General features: G+C 56.4%; 13 protein-coding genes. 8 read left to right on the top strand and 5 right to left on the bottom strand.

Annotated features, from left to right (window positions below; genetic code table 11):
- Nucleotides 1-9: 9 nt before the first annotated feature.
- Entirely contained in the window at nucleotides 10-414 is a 405-nt protein-coding gene (gene mce / locus RD1_RS05435) for a methylmalonyl-CoA epimerase (protein ID WP_011567450.1), read from the bottom strand.
- 225 nt (nucleotides 415-639) lie between these two features.
- Here mce and RD1_RS05430 point away from each other — a divergent pair, with 225 nt between their 5' ends.
- Nucleotides 640-1,359, top strand: coding sequence for a response regulator (locus RD1_RS05430; protein ID WP_011567449.1), 720 nt, complete (start codon nucleotides 640-642; stop codon nucleotides 1,357-1,359).
- Between the two features lie 12 nt (nucleotides 1,360-1,371).
- Here RD1_RS05430 and RD1_RS05425 read toward each other — a convergent pair whose 3' ends face one another.
- Together RD1_RS05425 and aspS are read right to left on the bottom strand one after the other, a co-directional pair.
- Complete coding sequence (locus RD1_RS05425) at nucleotides 1,372-2,094, bottom strand: GNAT family N-acetyltransferase (protein ID WP_011567448.1); 723 nt, start codon at nucleotides 2,092-2,094, stop codon at nucleotides 1,372-1,374.
- 37 nt (nucleotides 2,095-2,131) lie between these two features.
- Nucleotides 2,132-3,907 (bottom strand): aspartate--tRNA ligase, encoded by a 1,776-nt coding sequence (aspS, locus tag RD1_RS05420; protein WP_011567447.1) that lies wholly within the window; start codon nucleotides 3,905-3,907, stop codon nucleotides 2,132-2,134.
- Between the two features lie 684 nt (nucleotides 3,908-4,591).
- Here aspS and RD1_RS05415 point away from each other — a divergent pair.
- The 5 genes from RD1_RS05415 to RD1_RS05390 all read left to right on the top strand — a co-directional run bounded on the left by RD1_RS05415 (nucleotide 4,592) and on the right by RD1_RS05390 (nucleotide 10,586).
- Nucleotides 4,592-4,954 carry a hypothetical protein gene (locus tag RD1_RS05415; RefSeq protein WP_245897210.1) on the top strand — a complete coding sequence of 121 codons (363 nt, stop codon included), beginning with the start codon at nucleotides 4,592-4,594 and terminating at the stop codon, nucleotides 4,952-4,954.
- Nucleotides 4,951-6,012 (top strand): Rieske 2Fe-2S domain-containing protein, encoded by a 1,062-nt coding sequence (locus RD1_RS05410; protein WP_011567445.1) that lies wholly within the window; start codon nucleotides 4,951-4,953, stop codon nucleotides 6,010-6,012. The genes RD1_RS05415 and RD1_RS05410 overlap by 4 nt, the downstream gene beginning before the upstream one ends.
- Complete coding sequence (locus RD1_RS05405) at nucleotides 6,012-6,773, top strand: hypothetical protein (protein WP_044032965.1); 762 nt, start codon at nucleotides 6,012-6,014, stop codon at nucleotides 6,771-6,773. The genes RD1_RS05410 and RD1_RS05405 overlap by 1 nt, the downstream gene beginning before the upstream one ends.
- Nucleotides 6,770-7,036, top strand: coding sequence for a hypothetical protein (locus tag RD1_RS05400; protein WP_011567443.1), 267 nt, complete (start codon nucleotides 6,770-6,772; stop codon nucleotides 7,034-7,036). The genes RD1_RS05405 and RD1_RS05400 overlap by 4 nt, the downstream gene beginning before the upstream one ends.
- Before the next feature lie 460 nt (nucleotides 7,037-7,496).
- Nucleotides 7,497-10,586 carry a calcium-binding protein gene (locus RD1_RS05390; RefSeq protein WP_044032963.1) on the top strand — a complete coding sequence of 1,030 codons (3,090 nt, stop codon included), beginning with the start codon at nucleotides 7,497-7,499 and terminating at the stop codon, nucleotides 10,584-10,586.
- Nucleotides 10,587-10,879: 293 nt separating this feature from the next.
- Here the strand turns inward: RD1_RS05390 and RD1_RS05385 are convergent, their stop codons facing one another.
- Nucleotides 10,880-11,107 (bottom strand): hypothetical protein, encoded by a 228-nt coding sequence (locus tag RD1_RS05385; RefSeq protein ID WP_011567441.1) that lies wholly within the window; start codon nucleotides 11,105-11,107, stop codon nucleotides 10,880-10,882.
- A 93-nt stretch (nucleotides 11,108-11,200) separates the two neighbouring features.
- Here RD1_RS05385 and RD1_RS05380 point away from each other — a divergent pair, with 93 nt between their 5' ends.
- Entirely contained in the window at nucleotides 11,201-12,115 is a 915-nt protein-coding gene (locus tag RD1_RS05380; protein WP_011567440.1) for a LysR family transcriptional regulator, read from the top strand.
- Nucleotides 12,116-12,311: 196 nt separating this feature from the next.
- Nucleotides 12,312-14,726, top strand: a complete 2,415-nt coding sequence (locus RD1_RS05375) for a methyl-accepting chemotaxis protein (protein WP_044032962.1) — start codon at nucleotides 12,312-12,314, stop codon at nucleotides 14,724-14,726.
- Between the two features lie 1,790 nt (nucleotides 14,727-16,516).
- Here RD1_RS05375 and RD1_RS05365 read toward each other — a convergent pair.
- Nucleotides 16,517-17,053 carry a J domain-containing protein gene (locus RD1_RS05365; protein WP_011567437.1) on the bottom strand — a complete coding sequence of 179 codons (537 nt, stop codon included), beginning with the start codon at nucleotides 17,051-17,053 and terminating at the stop codon, nucleotides 16,517-16,519.
- Nucleotides 17,054-17,097 lie beyond the last annotated feature (44 nt).

The raw sequence follows: 17,097 nt of genomic DNA, 5'->3' as shown, positions 1-17,097 counted from the left end.
ATCAAAAGCTCAGGTTTGTTCCAGTTCCACGAGGCACCCGTTGAAGTCTTTGGGATGCAGGAACAGAACCGGTTTGCCATGTGCCCCGATCTTGGGCTCTCCGCTGCCAAGGACACGCGCGCCGGTTTCAACAAGGTGGTCGCGTGCTGCTAGGATATCCTCGACTTCGTAGCAGACATGGTGAATGCCCCCTGCGGGGTTTTTATCAAGGAAGCCCTGGATCGGGCTTGCCTCTCCCAACGGATAAAGCAGTTCGATTTTCGTATTGGGCAATTCAATGAAGATCACCGTCACGCCGTGGTCCGGCTCATCCTGCGGTGCGCCGACATTGGCCCCCAAGGCTGTGCGGTATTGATTTGCTGCAGCTTCAAGGTCTGGCACTGCAATCGCAACATGGTTCAGGCGGCCGATCATTGGTTTTCCCCTGTTGATAATCGTTTGGCTGGTTATGGAACTGTGCTCGATCCAGTGCAAGTGCAAGAGCGACGCAGGCAGGCCCACAGCCACCAGCCGCTGTTCAACGGGTAAATCCCCGGTTTCTTTGCCCGGTGCGCTACACTCGGGCCCTGTTCCTCTTAACCCCCTGTTATCCATCTTCGGCCATGCTAAACGGCGAAACCAGTGATTCCGGAGGCAGTAATGGACGAAAAGGACCCTTTTGCGGCAACGATTCCCACACCGACTGCGGCGCGACCGCTTCTTGGACTAACTGTTCTGGTCATCGAAGACAGCCGATTTGCCTGCGAAGCCATGCGCCTCTTATGCCTGCGCAGCGGGGCACGGATCAGACGCGCTGACTGCTTGCGGTCGGCCCGGCGCCACCTGCAGGTGTACCGCCCCTCTGTGGTGATCGTGGATCTTGGCCTGCCAGACGGATGCGGTGCCGAGTTGATCACCGAACTGACGCAGACGGAGCCGCGTGTGGATGTGGTACTTGGTACATCGGGCGATCTCAATGGCGAGGCCTTGGCGCAGGCCGCGGGGTGTGATGGCTTTTTGACAAAGCCCATCGTGTCACTTGCAGTTTTCCAGCAAACCATCCTCGCCAACCTCCCGGCGGAACGGCAACCCGCCGGATTGCGCGAACTCCCTGACGAGATCATTCATCCCGATCTGATGGCGTTTCAGGACGATATGGCCCATATCGCCGATGTTTTGGGCGGGGAAGACAACGAAACGGCCATTGATTATGCCGCTCAGTTCATAGGAGGCGTGGCGCGATCCGCGCAGGATACCGGGTTGGAGCAAGCCGCCGATGCTTTGGCAAAAGCGCGTGCCTCCGGCGCATCTGCACAAAATGAGGTGTCAAGACTGGCTTCACTGGTGCAACAACGACTCACCCGGAAGCTGGCAATCTGAGGGCGGGATTACTTACAACAGTGGATCACTGGTGACCCTGACCGTGCGGGTCAAATCACCAAGGCTGGTCAACTGCCTGCCCTGTTCGAAGTTTTCAGGGGCCAACCATGTCTCAAACGCACGCCGTAGCGCGGGCCATTCCTGATCAATGATCGCAAACCATGCGGTATCCCGGTTGCGTCCCTTGCTCACGGTGGCTTGCCGAAACACACCTTCATAGCTGAACCCGAGCCGTTGCGCCGCCCGACGCGACCCCAAGTTCAGCGCGTTGCATTTCCATTCATAGCGACGAAAGCCGATACCAAAGGCATTCTGCATCATGAGATACATGGCCTCAGTGCCTGCGCGCGTCCGCTGCAGCGCGGGGCTGTAATTTATGTGCCCGACTTCGATTGAGCCATTCGCCGGATCAATGCGCAGATAACTGGCGACACCTTCGAAAACACCGCTCTCCTTGTTTTTGATCGCATAGAACTGATGGATCGGCGCAGAGATCGTCCGCTTGACCCACGTCTTGAATTCGGTGGCTGTCTCGAAGGGCCCATAGGGCAGATAATCCCAGATCTGGTCATGGCCGCTATAGGCATCAAACAGCGCCGCACCGTGCAGATCAGCATCGAGCAGGTGCAATTCGGCATAGCGCCCGATAAGCGATATGCCTTGGGGCGCATCGGGCACTGACCAATTCGGCACAGGCATACCGAGAACCGGCGATTGACTGGTACTGCGCGGCATCTGCAAGCCTCCCGTTAAAAGTCGGGGCGTTATGGGGTCAGTCCTTGGGAATGACCCGCAAGCCCAGCTCCATCAGCTGTTCGCTTTCCGGTTCAGACGGCGCGGACATCATCAGGTCTTCGGCACGCTGGTTCATCGGAAAGAGGATGACCTCGCGAATGTTGGCTTCTTCGGCCAGCAGCATGACGATCCGGTCGATCCCAGCGGCACAACCACCATGCGGGGGCGCGCCATATTGGAAGGCATTGACCATGCCACCGAAACGTTTGCGCACCTCATCTTCGCCATAGCCCGCGATTTCAAACGCCTTGAACATGATCTCGGGTTTGTGGTTTCGAATGGCGCCCGACACCAGCTCGTATCCGTTGCACGACAGATCATACTGATACCCCACCACGCTGAGCGGATCGCCCTGCAAGGCCTCCAGACCGCCCTGAGGCATCGAAAACGGGTTGTGTTCGAAATCAATCCGGCCGGTTTCGCTGTCTTTCTCATAAATCGGGAAATCGACGATCCACGCAAAGGCGAACCGATTCTGATCCGTAAGGCCCAGTTCCATACCGATGTGGTTTCTGGCTTTGCCCGCGACGGTTTCAAAGGCCTTGGGCTTGCCGCCGAGGAAAAACGCCGCATCCCCGACGCCAAGGCCCAGTTGCTGACGGATCGCCTCGGTACGCTCCGGGCCGATGTTCTTCGCAAGCGGCCCTGCGGCTTCCATGCCAGCGCCCTGATCGCGCCAGAAAATATACCCCATGCCCGGCAGACCTTCTTTCTGCGCAAAGGCATTCATGCGGTCACAGAACTTTCGGCTGCCGCCACCCGGCGCGGGGATCGCCCTGATCTCTGTGCCTTCCTGTTCCAGAAGGTTCGCGAAAATGGCAAAACCGGATCCTGCGAAATGCTCGGAAACCGATTGCATCTTGATCGGGTTGCGCAGATCGGGCTTGTCCGATCCATACCAGAGCGCGGCGTCCTTATAGGAAATCTGTGGCCACTCCTGATCAACGGCCTTCCCATTGCCGAACTGCTCGAAAACCTGCGTCAAGACAGGTTGGATGACATCAAAGACGTCCTGCTGTGTCACGAAACTCATTTCGATATCGAGCTGATAGAAATCGGTCGGCGAGCGATCGGCGCGCGGGTCTTCATCTCTGAAACACGGCGCGATCTGAAAGTATTTGTCAAAACCTGATACCATCAAAAGCTGTTTGAACTGCTGCGGCGCTTGCGGCAGCGCATAAAACCGGCCCGGATGCAAACGCGATGGCACAAGGAAATCGCGCGCGCCTTCCGGGCTGGAGGCGGTTATGATCGGTGTTTGGAATTCGCGAAAATCGGCTTTCCACATCTGCTGGCGGAGTGAGGCAACCACATCCGAGCGCAGTTTCATGTTCGCCTGCATGTTGGCGCGACGCAGATCCAGATACCGATACTTCAGGCGTGTTTCTTCGGGGTACTCCTGATCGCCAAAAACCTGAAGCGGCAGTTCCTCCGACGCCCCAAGCACTTCGAGATCCTTGACGAACAACTCGATCTCACCTGTCGATATCTTGGGGTTAATCAAACTGGCATCCCGGGCTTTGACGACTCCATCCACGCGGATACACCATTCGGCGCGCACCTGTTCCATCTGTTCAAAAACCGGGCTGTCGGGATCGCACAGAACCTGCGTGATACCGTAGTGGTCACGCAGATCAATAAAAAGCACCCCGCCATGGTCGCGCACACGATGCACCCAACCAGACAGCCGCACCGTTTTACCTACGTCCTGCGCGCTCAGATCTGCGCAAGTGTGACTGCGGTACATGTGCATGAGACTATTCCTTTGCGGGAGTGGATTTCGCCGCCAGATACACCTTCTGCATATCAGGAAGTCAAGCCATGCGCGTTGATCTTTTGACGCTGCGGCGCAGGGCGGGGTTTTTCACAGGCCAAACGCCACCTTGGTTGGTAACCGCAGACGCGCGCATGCAAGAATATAGTGCCGCTGGTTTGTGACCTGTCGTGTCACAGTGCACATCAGCGTTGGCTGCGCGCCGGCGTGCAGACTGTTCCCGGCGGCACCCACGGCTTTCGAACGCGGGGGCCGAAAGTTCTCATTCCGAGACGGGCAGAACGGCGTCGGGATGTGGCAAGGCATGCGGCAGACGCTTTTCGAACCATAGGCAGGCAAAATTGGATCCTGCGCTGGCAGACCGAAACCGCGCTTACCTCACTCCATTCTGGGCAGCCCGCTCCAACAACCGAGGCTATCGGGCTTAGGTCACATCTTCACAAGAATGCTCGCGCTTGTGTGAACGCACCGGTTTATGGGTTGACCGTGGGTGGAATTCCTCGGCTTTATGGGATTGGAACCTCATGTGACCAGGGCACCGGTCCCTTGACCAGGTGTTTTTGGCGGAAAGCAACAACCTGTGACACAAGCCGCTCAAACCCCACCAAAGCCGCAGCATAGCCGGGATGTCGGCGCACCTAGGCGCTTATGACGGAGGCGGGCTTGATACTGGAGCTCCTGCGAGGTTGGGGCATGGTTGGCGCACTCGTGGCTGCTGTTTTCCTGACCGTCGGGTTGGACCGGATCGACGCTGATGCGCGCGGGGCCTATATCTTCCGCCCCCTTTTGATACCCGGCGTTCTTGTCATCTGGCCGTTGGTTTTATGGCGCTGGTATCTTTATGAAACCGGCACCGAGCGCTGGGAGAACAGATACGATCCCCCGCGCAAGGCGCATTTCACCGTTGGTTGGCTGATGCCGATCGGCATATGCCTGATCATTCTGGCGGGGCTGTCCGTGCGCCAAACCGCGCCGACAGACTTCGAACCCATCCAACTCTCAGCACCGCCGGAAACAGCCCAATGAGCGTCAAATACATCCCCGTTCAATGGAACAACAACAAATACATCTATGACGCGGTGATGCTCGTGGGGGCCGCGCTGTTTCTCTACGTTTTTCTATATGCCGCACCCGGCGCGCTGAACCATGAACGCGCGGTCAACCCGCAGATTCACAATGCGCGCGCATTCGGGGCCTGTGCCTTTGTCATGCTGACGGTCATTCTTTGCATTGGCCCGCTTGCCCGGCTCAATCCGCGGTTTTTGCCGCTGCTTTACAACCGGCGTCATTTTGGTGTGATGACGACGTTTGTTGCAATCACCCATGCCTCCTATGTGGTCGACTGGTATTTCGCCTTCTCAAGGTCAAACAAATACGAAGCGGTCCTCTTTGCAAACACGTCCTACGGTCAGCTCGCTGGCTTTCCGTTCGAGATATTCGGGGTTTTCGCGTTATTGGTGCTGATTATCCTTGCTGCGACCAGCCATGACTTCTGGCTGAAGTTCCTCAGCCCGCCGGTTTGGAAAAGGCTGCACTACCTCATCTATCCGGCTTACCTTGCTGTTGTGGCGCATGTCAGCCTTGGCATTTTGCAGGATCAGCAAAATCATACCTTCACAGTGATCTTTATCGGCGGCGCGGGCGCTGTTGGTGGATTGCACTTGCTTGCTGCACTGTCTGAGAGGCGGCAGGAAAAGACCGAAGAGACGCGCCAAACAGACTGGGTGGATGTGTGCAGGACGTCCGAAATGACCGACGGCTTTGCCAAGATCAAACTGCTCGCAAACGGAGAACGCGTGGCTGTTTACCTCACGCAAGGCAAGCTCAGTGCAATTTCCAATGCTTGCGCCCATCAAAACGGACCCTTGGGCGAAGGTCGCGTGATCGACTGCCTCGTAACCTGCCCCTGGCACGGGTTTCAATATGATGTCACCTCCGGTCGCTCCCCTGCACCCTTCACCGAAGTGGTGCCGACGTATAACCTGAGGCTCGATGGAGATCGGGTTCTGGTTGACCCCAAGGCGAACCCGCCCGGCACCTATGTGGAACCCATTGAGGTCCGCGATCTTGTGAAAGGTCTGTGATGGACGATAAAAACACACCGTTTTTCGTGGGATACCTGCCGACCCCAAAGGGGTTGCGCGCGCTACTTCTCGGCATCTGCGTGTTTTTCATATCCGGGCTGGCCGGGCTGGGGTTTGCACTGGGAACAGCGCAGGATGATCCCGGCCCGGGGGCGTTTCGGTTCGATTACGGTCGCCAGACAGTGACCGGCGTGATGGAAATGACTCCCTATCCGGTGCTGCGTGTGACCGAAGGCAATGACAGGATAAGCCCCGGCGATACGTTGATGCTTTCGGCAGGTGGGAAAATCGGCGTGCAGGATCGCGCGGCCCCGCTGGAGGGGCAACTGGCAAAGGTCTCCGGCGTCATTCTGGAACGCGGCGATCTGTACATGATGCAGGTGCGCGGGGGACGGCAGGGTATTTCAGCCGTTGAGGGCGAAGCGCCCGTGCAAAGCGTCGAACCACTTGGGCGTTGGAAGCTGGCAGGTGAAATCTGCGATGGCAAATGCCTCGCCGGTGCAATGCGGCCCGGGACCGGGCTGGCCCATAAGGCCTGCGCCAACCTGTGCCTGTTGGGCGGCGTGCCGCCGGTGTTCGTATCCTCCCAGCCGGTGGATGGAGACGAATTCCTGTTGATCACGGGGCCGGACGGCACCGAATTGCCACCGGAAACCTATGACTACATCGCACAATATGTGACCCTCGAAGGCGAGATTGAACGGCGCGGCGACTTGCTTGTTCTGATGCTGGACCCTGACACGCTGGCGGTTCTGGAATGATGCGCCGCTGGATCACACTGGCCTTGATTGCGTCGATTACACTGATCTTCTTTTATGTGTCGCGCTTTTGGTATCTGAACCTATGGCCGCGCCAGGGTCTGTTCGGCATAGAAGGGTTGCGCCCGCAAGGCGGATTGCTCGCGCGCTGGCTGCGGGGTACGGATGCCGCTCCTTACGAGTTGCTCATCTGGGCCATCGGTTTTTTCGCCGTATTGAGCATAGCGCAGAAGATCTATGACAGGCTCCCGCATCGGGACGATTGAAGCCCGTGCGCATGGGGTCCGTCGCGCCCTGTTTTTCACCCTATCGGGCCTCAAAAACGCCGATTGTGGCACCATCGCAGTCACGGCTGACAAGGTCATGGCATGGCCTTTCCTTATGCGTCGAAGCGGAAGCAAATGTATTATTTTGCCGCGCCGCACGGTCACGAAACCAGACTTCTCAGCGCAAGATGAACCCTTTTCGAACGATCAAGATGTGCGTTTTTCACAACATAGCGGATGGCTCGAGGCAGGCCACAGCTTTAGCGCAAGTCATTGTTAAATAAAATCTTTCATACCATCCTACCCTTGCACCACCCTCTCTTGCACTGCCTCATGCAGCGGGGCGATGTCGGTGGGTGACTGAGCCAGTTTTTGCTTAACACAAAGTGATTGTTGACCGACTCGGTACAATACGCTCACACTATTGGCATTTAGTATTGGTTAAAAAAGGATTAAAATCATGGCGACTCCAACAGTATGGCTCGATGCATTTCAGGTGAACACTGGCCTTGCCGCGGGTGGCAGTCAAACCCTTCCGAAAATCATTGGATTGAATAACGGACATTTCGTTGTTGCGTGGCAGGAAAACGCTGCCGGGCAAACCACCATCCCCGCAGGCGCTATCGCGACTGAGCGCGGCACAGACATTGTGGCCAAGGTCTATGACGCCGAAGGCAATGTCGTGCGCGACTCGTTCCGGCTCAACTCGGACCGGAATTTCGATGATGAACTGGATTTCGACCTGGTTGCGACCCACGATGGCTTTGCCATGGCGTACATTGATGATTCGATCAGCGTGACAACTCTGACATCCGTGTATTACGAGCGGTTCGATTTTGATGGCACGCCCCAGACGGGTACCGGCAACGCATTCGAAATCGACACTGAAAATGTCGCAGCAGACTTTCTGCGCAACCCGCAAATTGCAGCCAACCTGATTGCATCCAACGACGACATCTATGTCGCCTATGACGATGATGTCGGCACAAACACCAATATCAACGCAAAGATCATCGACCAGGCGGGCGTGCTCTCAGCTGAATTCGGATCAGCGCAAAACAGCATTGATTTTGACCGTCTCGGTGACGTGACAGTTCTGAGCAACGGCAACTTCGTGACAGCGTACCTTGAAGAAGACGGCAGTACGACCAGTCTTGAATTTGTCATCCGCGACCAGACCGGGGCGCAGGTCGGCGTAAACGCGCGGTTCCTTGCGAATGAAGGGGCCGAAGTCAACATTTCCGCGCTTGAAGGCGGTGGATTTGTCGCTGTCTACACGTTGAACAATGACATTCTGTTCCGCACCTTCGACAACGCAGGCTCTCTTCAAGTTGGGCCCCTTGCCGTTGCCTCAGGGCCGAACATTCAAAACGAGCCCGTCGTGGTCGGCCTCGCCGATGGCGGTTTCGTTGTAGCGTGGGACGACGATACAACCGGCAACCTGTTCGCCCGCCGATACGAAGCGGACGGCACCACGGACGGCACCACCTTCACGGTTGAAAACACAGGCACCACGCAGATCGACATCGGCACCACGGGTGACGGTCGCATCCTGTTTAGCTGGCTGGCGCAGGGCGGTGAAATCTTTGCCTCTATCTGGGATCCGCGCCCATCCGTGATCGACCCGGACGACTACGACGGGTCCCGTGCGCATGTGCTGGATTCTGACGTGATCACGACCGGCATTGGCGGCTCGACCGTGCTTGCAGGGGTGGGTTCAAAAACGGTGTTCGGACAGGGTGGAGATGACATCATCAATGCCTCTTCCGGCGGTGGCGAATACTTTGGCGGCGGCGGCAATGATATCATCTTTGCCAGCAACACCGCCTTTGAAACACTCGACGGCGGTGCGGGCATCGATACGCTGAACACCACGCTGTTCAATGGCACCTATGAAATCAACCTCGTCACAGGCGTGACCAACTTTGCGCCAGAGTCGTTTGTGAACTTCGAGAATGTCGTGACCGGCAACGGGAATACCACGATCACCGGGACGGCCGGTGCGAATGTCATTACCACTGGAAACGGAAACGACACGGTAAATGCCGGATCGGGCAATGACACGATCAACACTGGCAGCGGTGATGACACGGTCAACGGCGGCAGTGGCAATGACACGATCAACACTGGCGCGGGCAACGACACGGTAGAGTCCAGTACAGGGTCCGATACGATCTTTCTGGGCGATGGCGATGATACAGCCACCTCCTCGGGGACGGATACGATCTTTGGCGGCGCCGGCAATGATCTGATCTTTTCGGGTCTTGGCCTGCCCGAAACGCTGGATGGCGGCAACGGGATCGACACGCTGAACACCACGAGTTTCAGCGGTTCCTATGTCGTCAACCTCGCAACCGGTCTGACAAATTTCGCAGGCGAGGTCTTCACCAACTTCGAGAATATCATTTCCGGCAGTGGCAGTGATGAACTGTTCGGCACAAGCGGCGTCAACATCATGGAAGGGGGCGACGGCAACGACCGGATTCTCGGGCTTGAGGGCAGCGACACCCTGCGTGGGGGCGGCGGCAATGACGTTCTGAACGGCGGATTGGGCAACGACATCCTGCGTGGTGACGCCAATGAGGACCGCCTCTTCGGACGCGAAGGCGACGACAACCTCGATGGTGGATCAGGGGATGACCTGCTCGTCGGCAATGAAGGCAACGATATCCTGAACGGCAGCGGCGGGGATGACTTTATCCGCGGTCAAGCCGGGGTCGATTTCATCAACGGCGGCGACGGAAACGATGAAGCCTTTGGCGGTGATGGGAATGACACCATGCGCGGCGGTGAAGGTGACGACCTGCTCGACGGCAGCGCTGGTAACGATTTCATCGACGGGGAGGACGGCAACGATGTCCTTGTCGGTCAGATCGGCAATGACACATTGCTTGGCGGCGACGGGTCGGATGAGTTGCGCGGCGGCGGCGGCAATGATTTCCTGAACGGAGAAAACGGCAATGACACGCTGTTTGGTGGCGCCAATGAGGACACGTTGTTCGGCGGTTCTGGCGATGACTTCCTGCAGGGCAACCAGCAGGACGATGATCTCTTTGGCCAGTCCGGCAATGACCGCTTGTTCGGCGGTGATGGTTTTGACTTCTTGGATGGCGGCATCGGTGATGACCGGCTTGAGGGCAACAACGGGCGCGATACGCTGGTGGGCGGCACGGGCGCGGATATCCTCATCGGCGGGGCCTTGGGCGACACGTTCCGGTTCAACAGTGTGGCGGATTCCAACCTTGCCAGCAGAGACACGATTGTCGGCATCGATGGCATCGGCGTGGCCAATGGCGACGTGATCGACGTCTCCGTCATCGACGCGAACACCACAATCGGTGGCAATCAGGCCTTCACCTTCCTCGGGTTGCAGACGACCGCATCGGCCCTGTCCTTTGGCGCAGGCGCGCTTTGGGTCGAGAACGCGGGAGGGCCAACCCTGCTGTTCGGGAACATCGACAACGACGCCACGATCGAGTTCGCCGTCCAGATCAACGACGGTGCGGGCACCTCGGCGGCAGATTACACCTTGGGTGACTTCATCGTCTGAAGCACGCCCTTGACCTGAAAAACCACCACGCGCCGCTCAACACAGAGCCCGCGTGGTGGGCACCAAAGGCCCGCGACCTACGCCGGCCACTTTTCTTTCGCGGATCAAAACAGCTCTGACCGACATTTAATAAAACAACCAGTTGCAATAAGGGCATGGCAAACGTTCGATTTCAGAACGATGTGAATGACAAGTGCGCCCCTCCTGTGTCGGCGCTGCTTGCAGGAGCGAGAAATTCCGAGAGTGGAGCGCAACGCAAAGCACGGACACCGCCCTTGGCAATTCGAACAGCGCTATGTTTCTTCCGATTTCAGACAGAGTTCAACGCGCAGGCGCGCGACCTTCAATTCCTTGAAAACACTCATATGACCTTTACGCTCGGAATAACGTTCGAGATCGCGCATAACGTCCACCACCCAGTAAATGTCATCCCTGTCGAGCGATTGGCCTACACGGTTCTTGATGAGCCTCTTTTCGGCATCCTGCGGGACGACTGACAGCTCTCCATTTTTGTTTTTCATTCAGAAAGCCCTATCGCGATGCTTAAAAAACCCTCACTAATTTAATAATGATTGGAGTTACAGATTGATCAATTTAGAAAAACTTAAAAATCCATGAAAAATTTCGATGTTTTGTCAATTGACGGTAAGCTTTTGAAGGTCTTCCTGACCGTTTTCCAAGAAAAATCAGTGACCAAAGCAGCCTGCGCTCTGGGCACCAGCCAATCGACCATAAGCCACAGTCTCGAAAAGCTTCGTCACTGCGTTGGCGACCCGCTTTTTGTCAAATCTGGCAGGGGTATTGCGCCGACAAATGTCGCTGCAGCGCTTGCACCGAAAGTCTGCCGGATCATCAGTGAGCTTGAAGGGCTTGCCATGCAATCCGAGTACTGCCCGCGGCAGGATACGACAACTCTGACAATAACCACCAACGTGACCGAACTATTGCCGGTGCTGATCCCCGTAAAACAGGCGATCAGACAGGCAGCACCGGACGTCACGATCCGTTTTACCGACCTTGGTGCGCGCACCAACGCATTGAGCGTATTGGCAAACGGGCTCGCGGATGTCGCGATCACCGCCTCGATAGGTCCCTACCCTTTGGAGCTGGCGATAGATCAATATTACAAGGATGATTTCGTTTGCTATTTTGACTGTGAACAACGCAACGCACCAGATACTGTTGAGGCATATGGCAAGGCGCGGCATGCGGTGCTCGACTTTGGCGGCGCCACCAAAAGCATTGTCGATGCAGCATTGGAAAATGCGGGGCAGACACGCGAAATCCATCTGGCAGCGGCGAACTCCTATGCCCTTGCAAAGCTTGCCTCGGGTACGGATTTGGTTGCCACGTTGCCAAAGCGCCTCAGAGCAACGGCGTTCAAGGGATTTGCCTATGTAACGCCCCCGTTTCCGCTGCCACCCGTAACCTATGATCTGGTTTGGCATCGTCGCACCTTGGACAGTTCACGCCACAAGTGGCTGAGACAAACAATGATGGCTGCGATTTCAAATTTTGAAGTGAAATAGCCGGACCAGCGGCATGGAAAAGAACGACCTTCCCGGCATTTGACTGGACACGGATTTTTGCAGTTCTGCGACCGTCTCGCAGACGACGCCGAAATCGCAACAGGATCCGATCTTTGCGCGCCGTCTTCCTGCGTAAAGTGTTTGGAAACACTCTCGCTATAGGACAGCGCAAGTATCAGTAATCAGGAAGTCGACTATGTCTCTCGTCATGCGCATCTACGTTGGAATGGGGGCGATGATTGCGCTCATCATGTTGGTTGGCGGTTTCGCGATTTTTCAAACCAACAGCCTCGCGAAGACGCTTAAGGACTATCGCCAGATCGCAACATCCGAAGTCTTGGCAACACATATGGAAGAGGACCTCTTCAAAACACGCATATCCGCCTATCGGTTCAGATCAGACAAAAACCCCGAAAACCTGACTGATTTGTCAGGGCATGTTGCGTCCATCATGGACCAGCAAGCCGAGCTCTACGAGCGCCTTTCTGGGTCCATGGTTCAGGATCAAATCATTCCAATTCCAGACTTGCTCACCGAATACGAAGCGCTGATGAAAGATGCCGTAGAACTGCAACAGGAGCGCGATGCATTGGTCGCACAAACAAGCGCCATTGGAAGCAAAGCACGCCAACAACTGTCCGAAGTCATGTCGGTCGCACTCGAAGACCGCGACACCGAGGCAAGCTCGCTGGCGGGTTTGGCCTCGACCAACCTGATGCTGGCGCGCCTCTATCTCGAGCGTTTCCTTGTCTATAACAACCCCGATGACGCAGAACGCGCAAGTCTGGAGACCGAGAATGCACGCGCGGGCGTGAACCGTTTGCTCTTCACACTCCGCAATGCCAACCGTCGAGAATTGGCAAAGCAAACGCTTACCGACCTCGATCAATTCGAAGCCGCTTCTGCGAATGTCACGGAAATCATTCAGACGCGAAACGCTAAATTTACGCGGATGGATGAGATCGGGCCAATCGCACTGGACAAACTTGCCGCTGTCGTGAGTGATTTGTCAGCGCGTCAAAAAGTGTTGGGCGCCGCGAGTTCGGCTCGGGCAGAAAGCGCCATTCTAGCCGTAATAGCCATGGTTTCGGGCGGTACAGTCATTGGCGCTCTGCTGGCTTTCTTTACGGGGCGTATTATTTCGCGCCGCCTGACCAAGATCACCGAAGACATGGGTGAGCTTGCCGATGGCAACCTTGACGTTGATATCCAACGCAGTACTGAAAAGCATGAGATTGGCAAGATGACAAATGCCATGGTTGTATTCCTCGAAAACGCGCGCAAAGCACGCGACCTCGATCTCGAAGTCAAGGAGAACGAACGGCTAGAGCGTGAACGCGAAGTGGCTGAACAGGCGCGTGAAGCGAAAGTAGAAGCAGAACGCCGTGCCGCAGAAGAGCGCGAACGCCAAGCGGAGCTGCAGCGCATGAAAACGCTTGAGAACTTTCAGAAGGATATGGAACGCGTGCTGGGCGAAGCTGCGTCAGGTAACTTCTCCAACCGCATGTCGGACTCAATGGAGGATGCGGGACTCGTGGCTTTGGCAGGTGTTATAAACCGGTTGCTGGAGGTTACGGAAACCAACATCGCGGACGTCGTGCGGAGCATTGATGAGCTATCCAAAGGTAATCTGGGCATCCGGATCGAAGGCAAGCGCGAAGGTGCATTTTTGCAGATGAAGGACGATTTCAACACCGCTTTGACAACGCTGTCGGCAACGATGGCGCGCATCATGCAGAGTGGGCAGACCGTGTCGGCAACATCTTCTGAACTGGAGGATTCGGCATTGGGTATGGCGAAACGCGCAGAGGACAATGCAGCCGCCGTGGAAGAGACTTCAGCCGCGATTGAGGAAATTTCAGCGAGCGTTCGCCAAGTCGTGAACAACGCAAAAGCTGCAAACGACGCTACGAAAAAAGTACGTGAAAGCGCTGACAAATCACGCCATATCTCCAACGATACAGAAGCTTCGATCAATGAGATGACGGAAGCATCCGCGCAGATCAACAACGTGGTGAAGGTGATTGAGGATATCGCATTCCAAATCAACCTTCTTGCATTGAATGCCGGTGTGGAGGCCGCACGCGCGGGCGAGGCCGGGCGCGGGTTCTCAGTTGTTGCATCAGAAGTGCGCGGGCTTGCACAACGTTCTCAAGAAGCGGTCCAGGAAATCGGGCAAGTCATAGAAAAGAACAACCGAAGCGTCGAAGTGGGCGTTGAAAAGGTTGCACGGTCGAGACAGGCGCTCGAAGGCATTATTGCCGATGTGGAAGTCGCGTCGGACCAAATCTCAGCCATCGCATCTGCCGTGGAAGAACAGGCCGTTGGCATTGATGAAGTAAACTCTGCCGTGCGTTCTATCGACACCACCACACAAACAAACGCCGCCGCTCTTGAGGAGATGACAGCGTCCAGCGTATCGCTCAGCCAAGAGGCGAGCGAACTCGCCAATACATTGGGCCAATTCCACGGGATCGATCTTGATGCAGTACGTCCTATCGAGCCAAAAGCAGCGCCCGGCGATACACAAGAAGTACATCGAGGCCAAAAGATAAAGGATGAAAATGGCGCGATGAAAGCGACTGGCACAACAGGTTGGGAGGAGTTTTAACGCATTCTATCGGAAAGCTCAGGCGATATCTCGATCGCGCCGAGTGTGGATGTTGGACCACGCTGGGTATGCGTGCAATCGTTCAAAACGAACAAGGCTCGCAAATCGAAACGGCTTGCCGCCAGTTTGGTTAGGAGTGGTTTTAGCGTTCGCAAGTGGGACCTAAGGGTTCTTTCGGCTCGGGAAAAAGAGAGGTTGAGCGGTTAACCCGCTCAGTAAATTCAAACCCGTATTTTGTCTTCTGGGCCATCAGTCACTATTCTCTTTGAGCAAAGGCCGGAGCCATTTTGGCATTGCACCACCGCTCGCGAAACGGGCCATTCATTGCCCGGCAAACGTATGATAAGCCTACTGCACGGAGCGGAGCAGCCCACAACACGCCGCGCAAACAGGCTGCTCGTGGCTGCCATATGAAGCCAACCTGTCACACTCCAAAAACAGTAAAATCCGCAACGGAATACACGACGGGCGCCGGTTGCATCGCAGAGAGGGAACTTATGGTTCGGGCGCCCCGGCGCGGATTCTCGAGCGCGTGCAAGCCTGCATGATCAGGCGAAAATCTCAGTACACGTTCCCGTAGAGAGCCAGCAGAGTGTTAGGTTCAAGCTCAAAGCGTGGTTGTCGTCTCGTCTCAACCATATGCCCATGTGGTTTTCGACTACATGAGCAACCAACTTAGTATCTCAGTTACACCCAGCACTCTTGAAATAGTTCCGGCACGCGCGGCGTGTCCCGGTCGCGGTTTCCGGTGAGCGCATTAGCATGTCATCAAGGGATCACGTACCGATCCTGCGCAGGTGCACGGCGAGTTTTAAGGAGGCCAACTCGATCGGGCGCCGGTCACGGGTATATGGCAGCAAGAACCAAAGCCAGCATCCGGCGGATCGCTTTCGCAGCGGCAGGGTTCGCGTGTGGGGCGGGGTTTTCCAAGATAACGACAGCGCTCGGCTCCGGCGCGGGGGTGAAAACTGACCGACAGCGGTAGCGAATGCCGCACCCTTGATGACGCAAGGTGCGATCACGCCCACGGCGCTCAGGCCTGCGGCGCAAATCCGAGTTTCATAGGGCATCTGACGAAATACCTGCAACATCAAGTATCACGTAATGCGTTGAAATCTTTGGTTTCGGGCAGCGCTACGTGATCGAGGTTTTTCGCATGACGCTTTAGGAACCAAAGGGGCATCCATGAGCAAACCGTTCCCCCCGTTGTGAACACCCCCGCTGGCCGGTCATGTTGCCTCATCCACGGGCTGGCCGGATATTGCGCAGTGATGCCCCAAGACGCAAAAAAGGCAACACGCTCTGATTGCTCCGAACCGGCGCGCGCGGTGTTCGATCAAGCCATCGCGCTGTTGCCCTGCCTTTGCACGGTGCCCTTGTCGCTCGGACCATTGGCGCTCCACGAACAACCGCTCGGTCGCGACCCGTGCCTTTTTCGGCGTGATGCCGAGCCCGCTCAGGGAACGGCCCAACCGCGTCCGCATGCGCCCCAATACCGGTCAAAACTGTCAGCGCAGCGCTTCGCGACGGCATCGTTATGTGGCCACCTCAGTGAATCACTATAATCAGAGTGGAATGAGATGGATCGAACGCGCACCTTCCGCCAGGACCACCTTCAGGCGCGCCCAGTACACCACAGAGCGCCCGCTTAAAATCTCTTCAACACACTTCCAAAGACCGCACAGGCTGTGCAGCAGTCTAAGATGCTCATACGACCAACCCTGCCAAAAAGGGTCAATCAAAGATCAGCACTCAGGGGATCCCCCGGTCCATGCTTCAGCCCGGACGTTCTAGGCAGCGGTCGTGAAACGCAACGCGCGCGCATCGACGGAGCGCAGCCTGTCAGGTTGGGAAATCTGCTGCAGGACCGTCTGGTAAGACCGAGCCGCCGCACGGATCAATTCATTGTCGCGCGCAGAATGCTCAGAAACCAAAGCGGGCGCCATACACTCATTGACCGCGGTTCCGCCCGTCCCCCGTGCAACCGCTCTTGTATCGGTCTGCGCATGCGGATTTTGTGCAGTTGCGCCATGCGTTTTACTTGTCTGCTTGCTGTTTTCTGTTTCAGTTTTGCACGTATTGGAAAAGTCTGTGTAGTTCGGCCGCCGGGTTTTGACCCCTGGCTTGGACTTGCCTGAAATATACGCGATCAGCGTGTCAGCCGCCGCATTGACACGCGCCATGTGACGGTTGGATGTGGTGACATCTGAATGGCGATCCGGGTGATACTTCATGGCCAGTTCACGGCGTGCGCGCCGCACATCTTCCATACTTGCCCAAACGTCAAGCCCAAGTACGCGTGCTGCATGCTCTGGTGTTGCGGCCATGAGAAATCCAAACCATTTTAATAAACTGACTGTGCTCCTTTCAT

The organism is Roseobacter denitrificans OCh 114, assembly GCF_000014045.1.
In the GTDB taxonomy this organism is placed as follows: Bacteria; Pseudomonadota; Alphaproteobacteria; order Rhodobacterales; family Rhodobacteraceae; genus Roseobacter; species Roseobacter denitrificans.
The sequence above is the reverse complement of the archived record's forward strand: the minus strand, read 5'-3'. Positions and strand labels throughout refer to the sequence as shown.

Bases quoted from the DNA above. Each gene is read 5' to 3' on its own strand.
- RD1_RS05385 (WP_011567441.1), bottom strand. From the start codon at position 11,107: ATGAAAAACAAAAATGGAGAGCTGTCAGTCGTCCCGCAGGATGCCGAA.
- RD1_RS05410 (WP_011567445.1), top strand. From the start codon at position 4,951: ATGAGCGTCAAATACATCCCCGTTCAATGGAACAACAACAAATACATC.
- RD1_RS05430 (WP_011567449.1), top strand. From the start codon at position 640: ATGGACGAAAAGGACCCTTTTGCGGCAACGATTCCCACACCGACTGCG.
- mce (WP_011567450.1), bottom strand. From the start codon at position 414: ATGATCGGCCGCCTGAACCATGTTGCGATTGCAGTGCCAGACCTTGAA.
- RD1_RS05365 (WP_011567437.1), bottom strand. From the start codon at position 17,053: ATGGCCGCAACACCAGAGCATGCAGCACGCGTACTTGGGCTTGACGTT.
- RD1_RS05425 (WP_011567448.1), bottom strand. From the start codon at position 2,094: ATGCCGCGCAGTACCAGTCAATCGCCGGTTCTCGGTATGCCTGTGCCG.
- RD1_RS05380 (WP_011567440.1), top strand. From the start codon at position 11,201: ATGAAAAATTTCGATGTTTTGTCAATTGACGGTAAGCTTTTGAAGGTC.
- RD1_RS05400 (WP_011567443.1), top strand. From the start codon at position 6,770: ATGATGCGCCGCTGGATCACACTGGCCTTGATTGCGTCGATTACACTG.
- RD1_RS05390 (WP_044032963.1), top strand. From the start codon at position 7,497: ATGGCGACTCCAACAGTATGGCTCGATGCATTTCAGGTGAACACTGGC.
- RD1_RS05375 (WP_044032962.1), top strand. From the start codon at position 12,312: ATGTCTCTCGTCATGCGCATCTACGTTGGAATGGGGGCGATGATTGCG.
- aspS (WP_011567447.1), bottom strand. From the start codon at position 3,907: ATGCACATGTACCGCAGTCACACTTGCGCAGATCTGAGCGCGCAGGAC.
- RD1_RS05405 (WP_044032965.1), top strand. From the start codon at position 6,012: ATGGACGATAAAAACACACCGTTTTTCGTGGGATACCTGCCGACCCCA.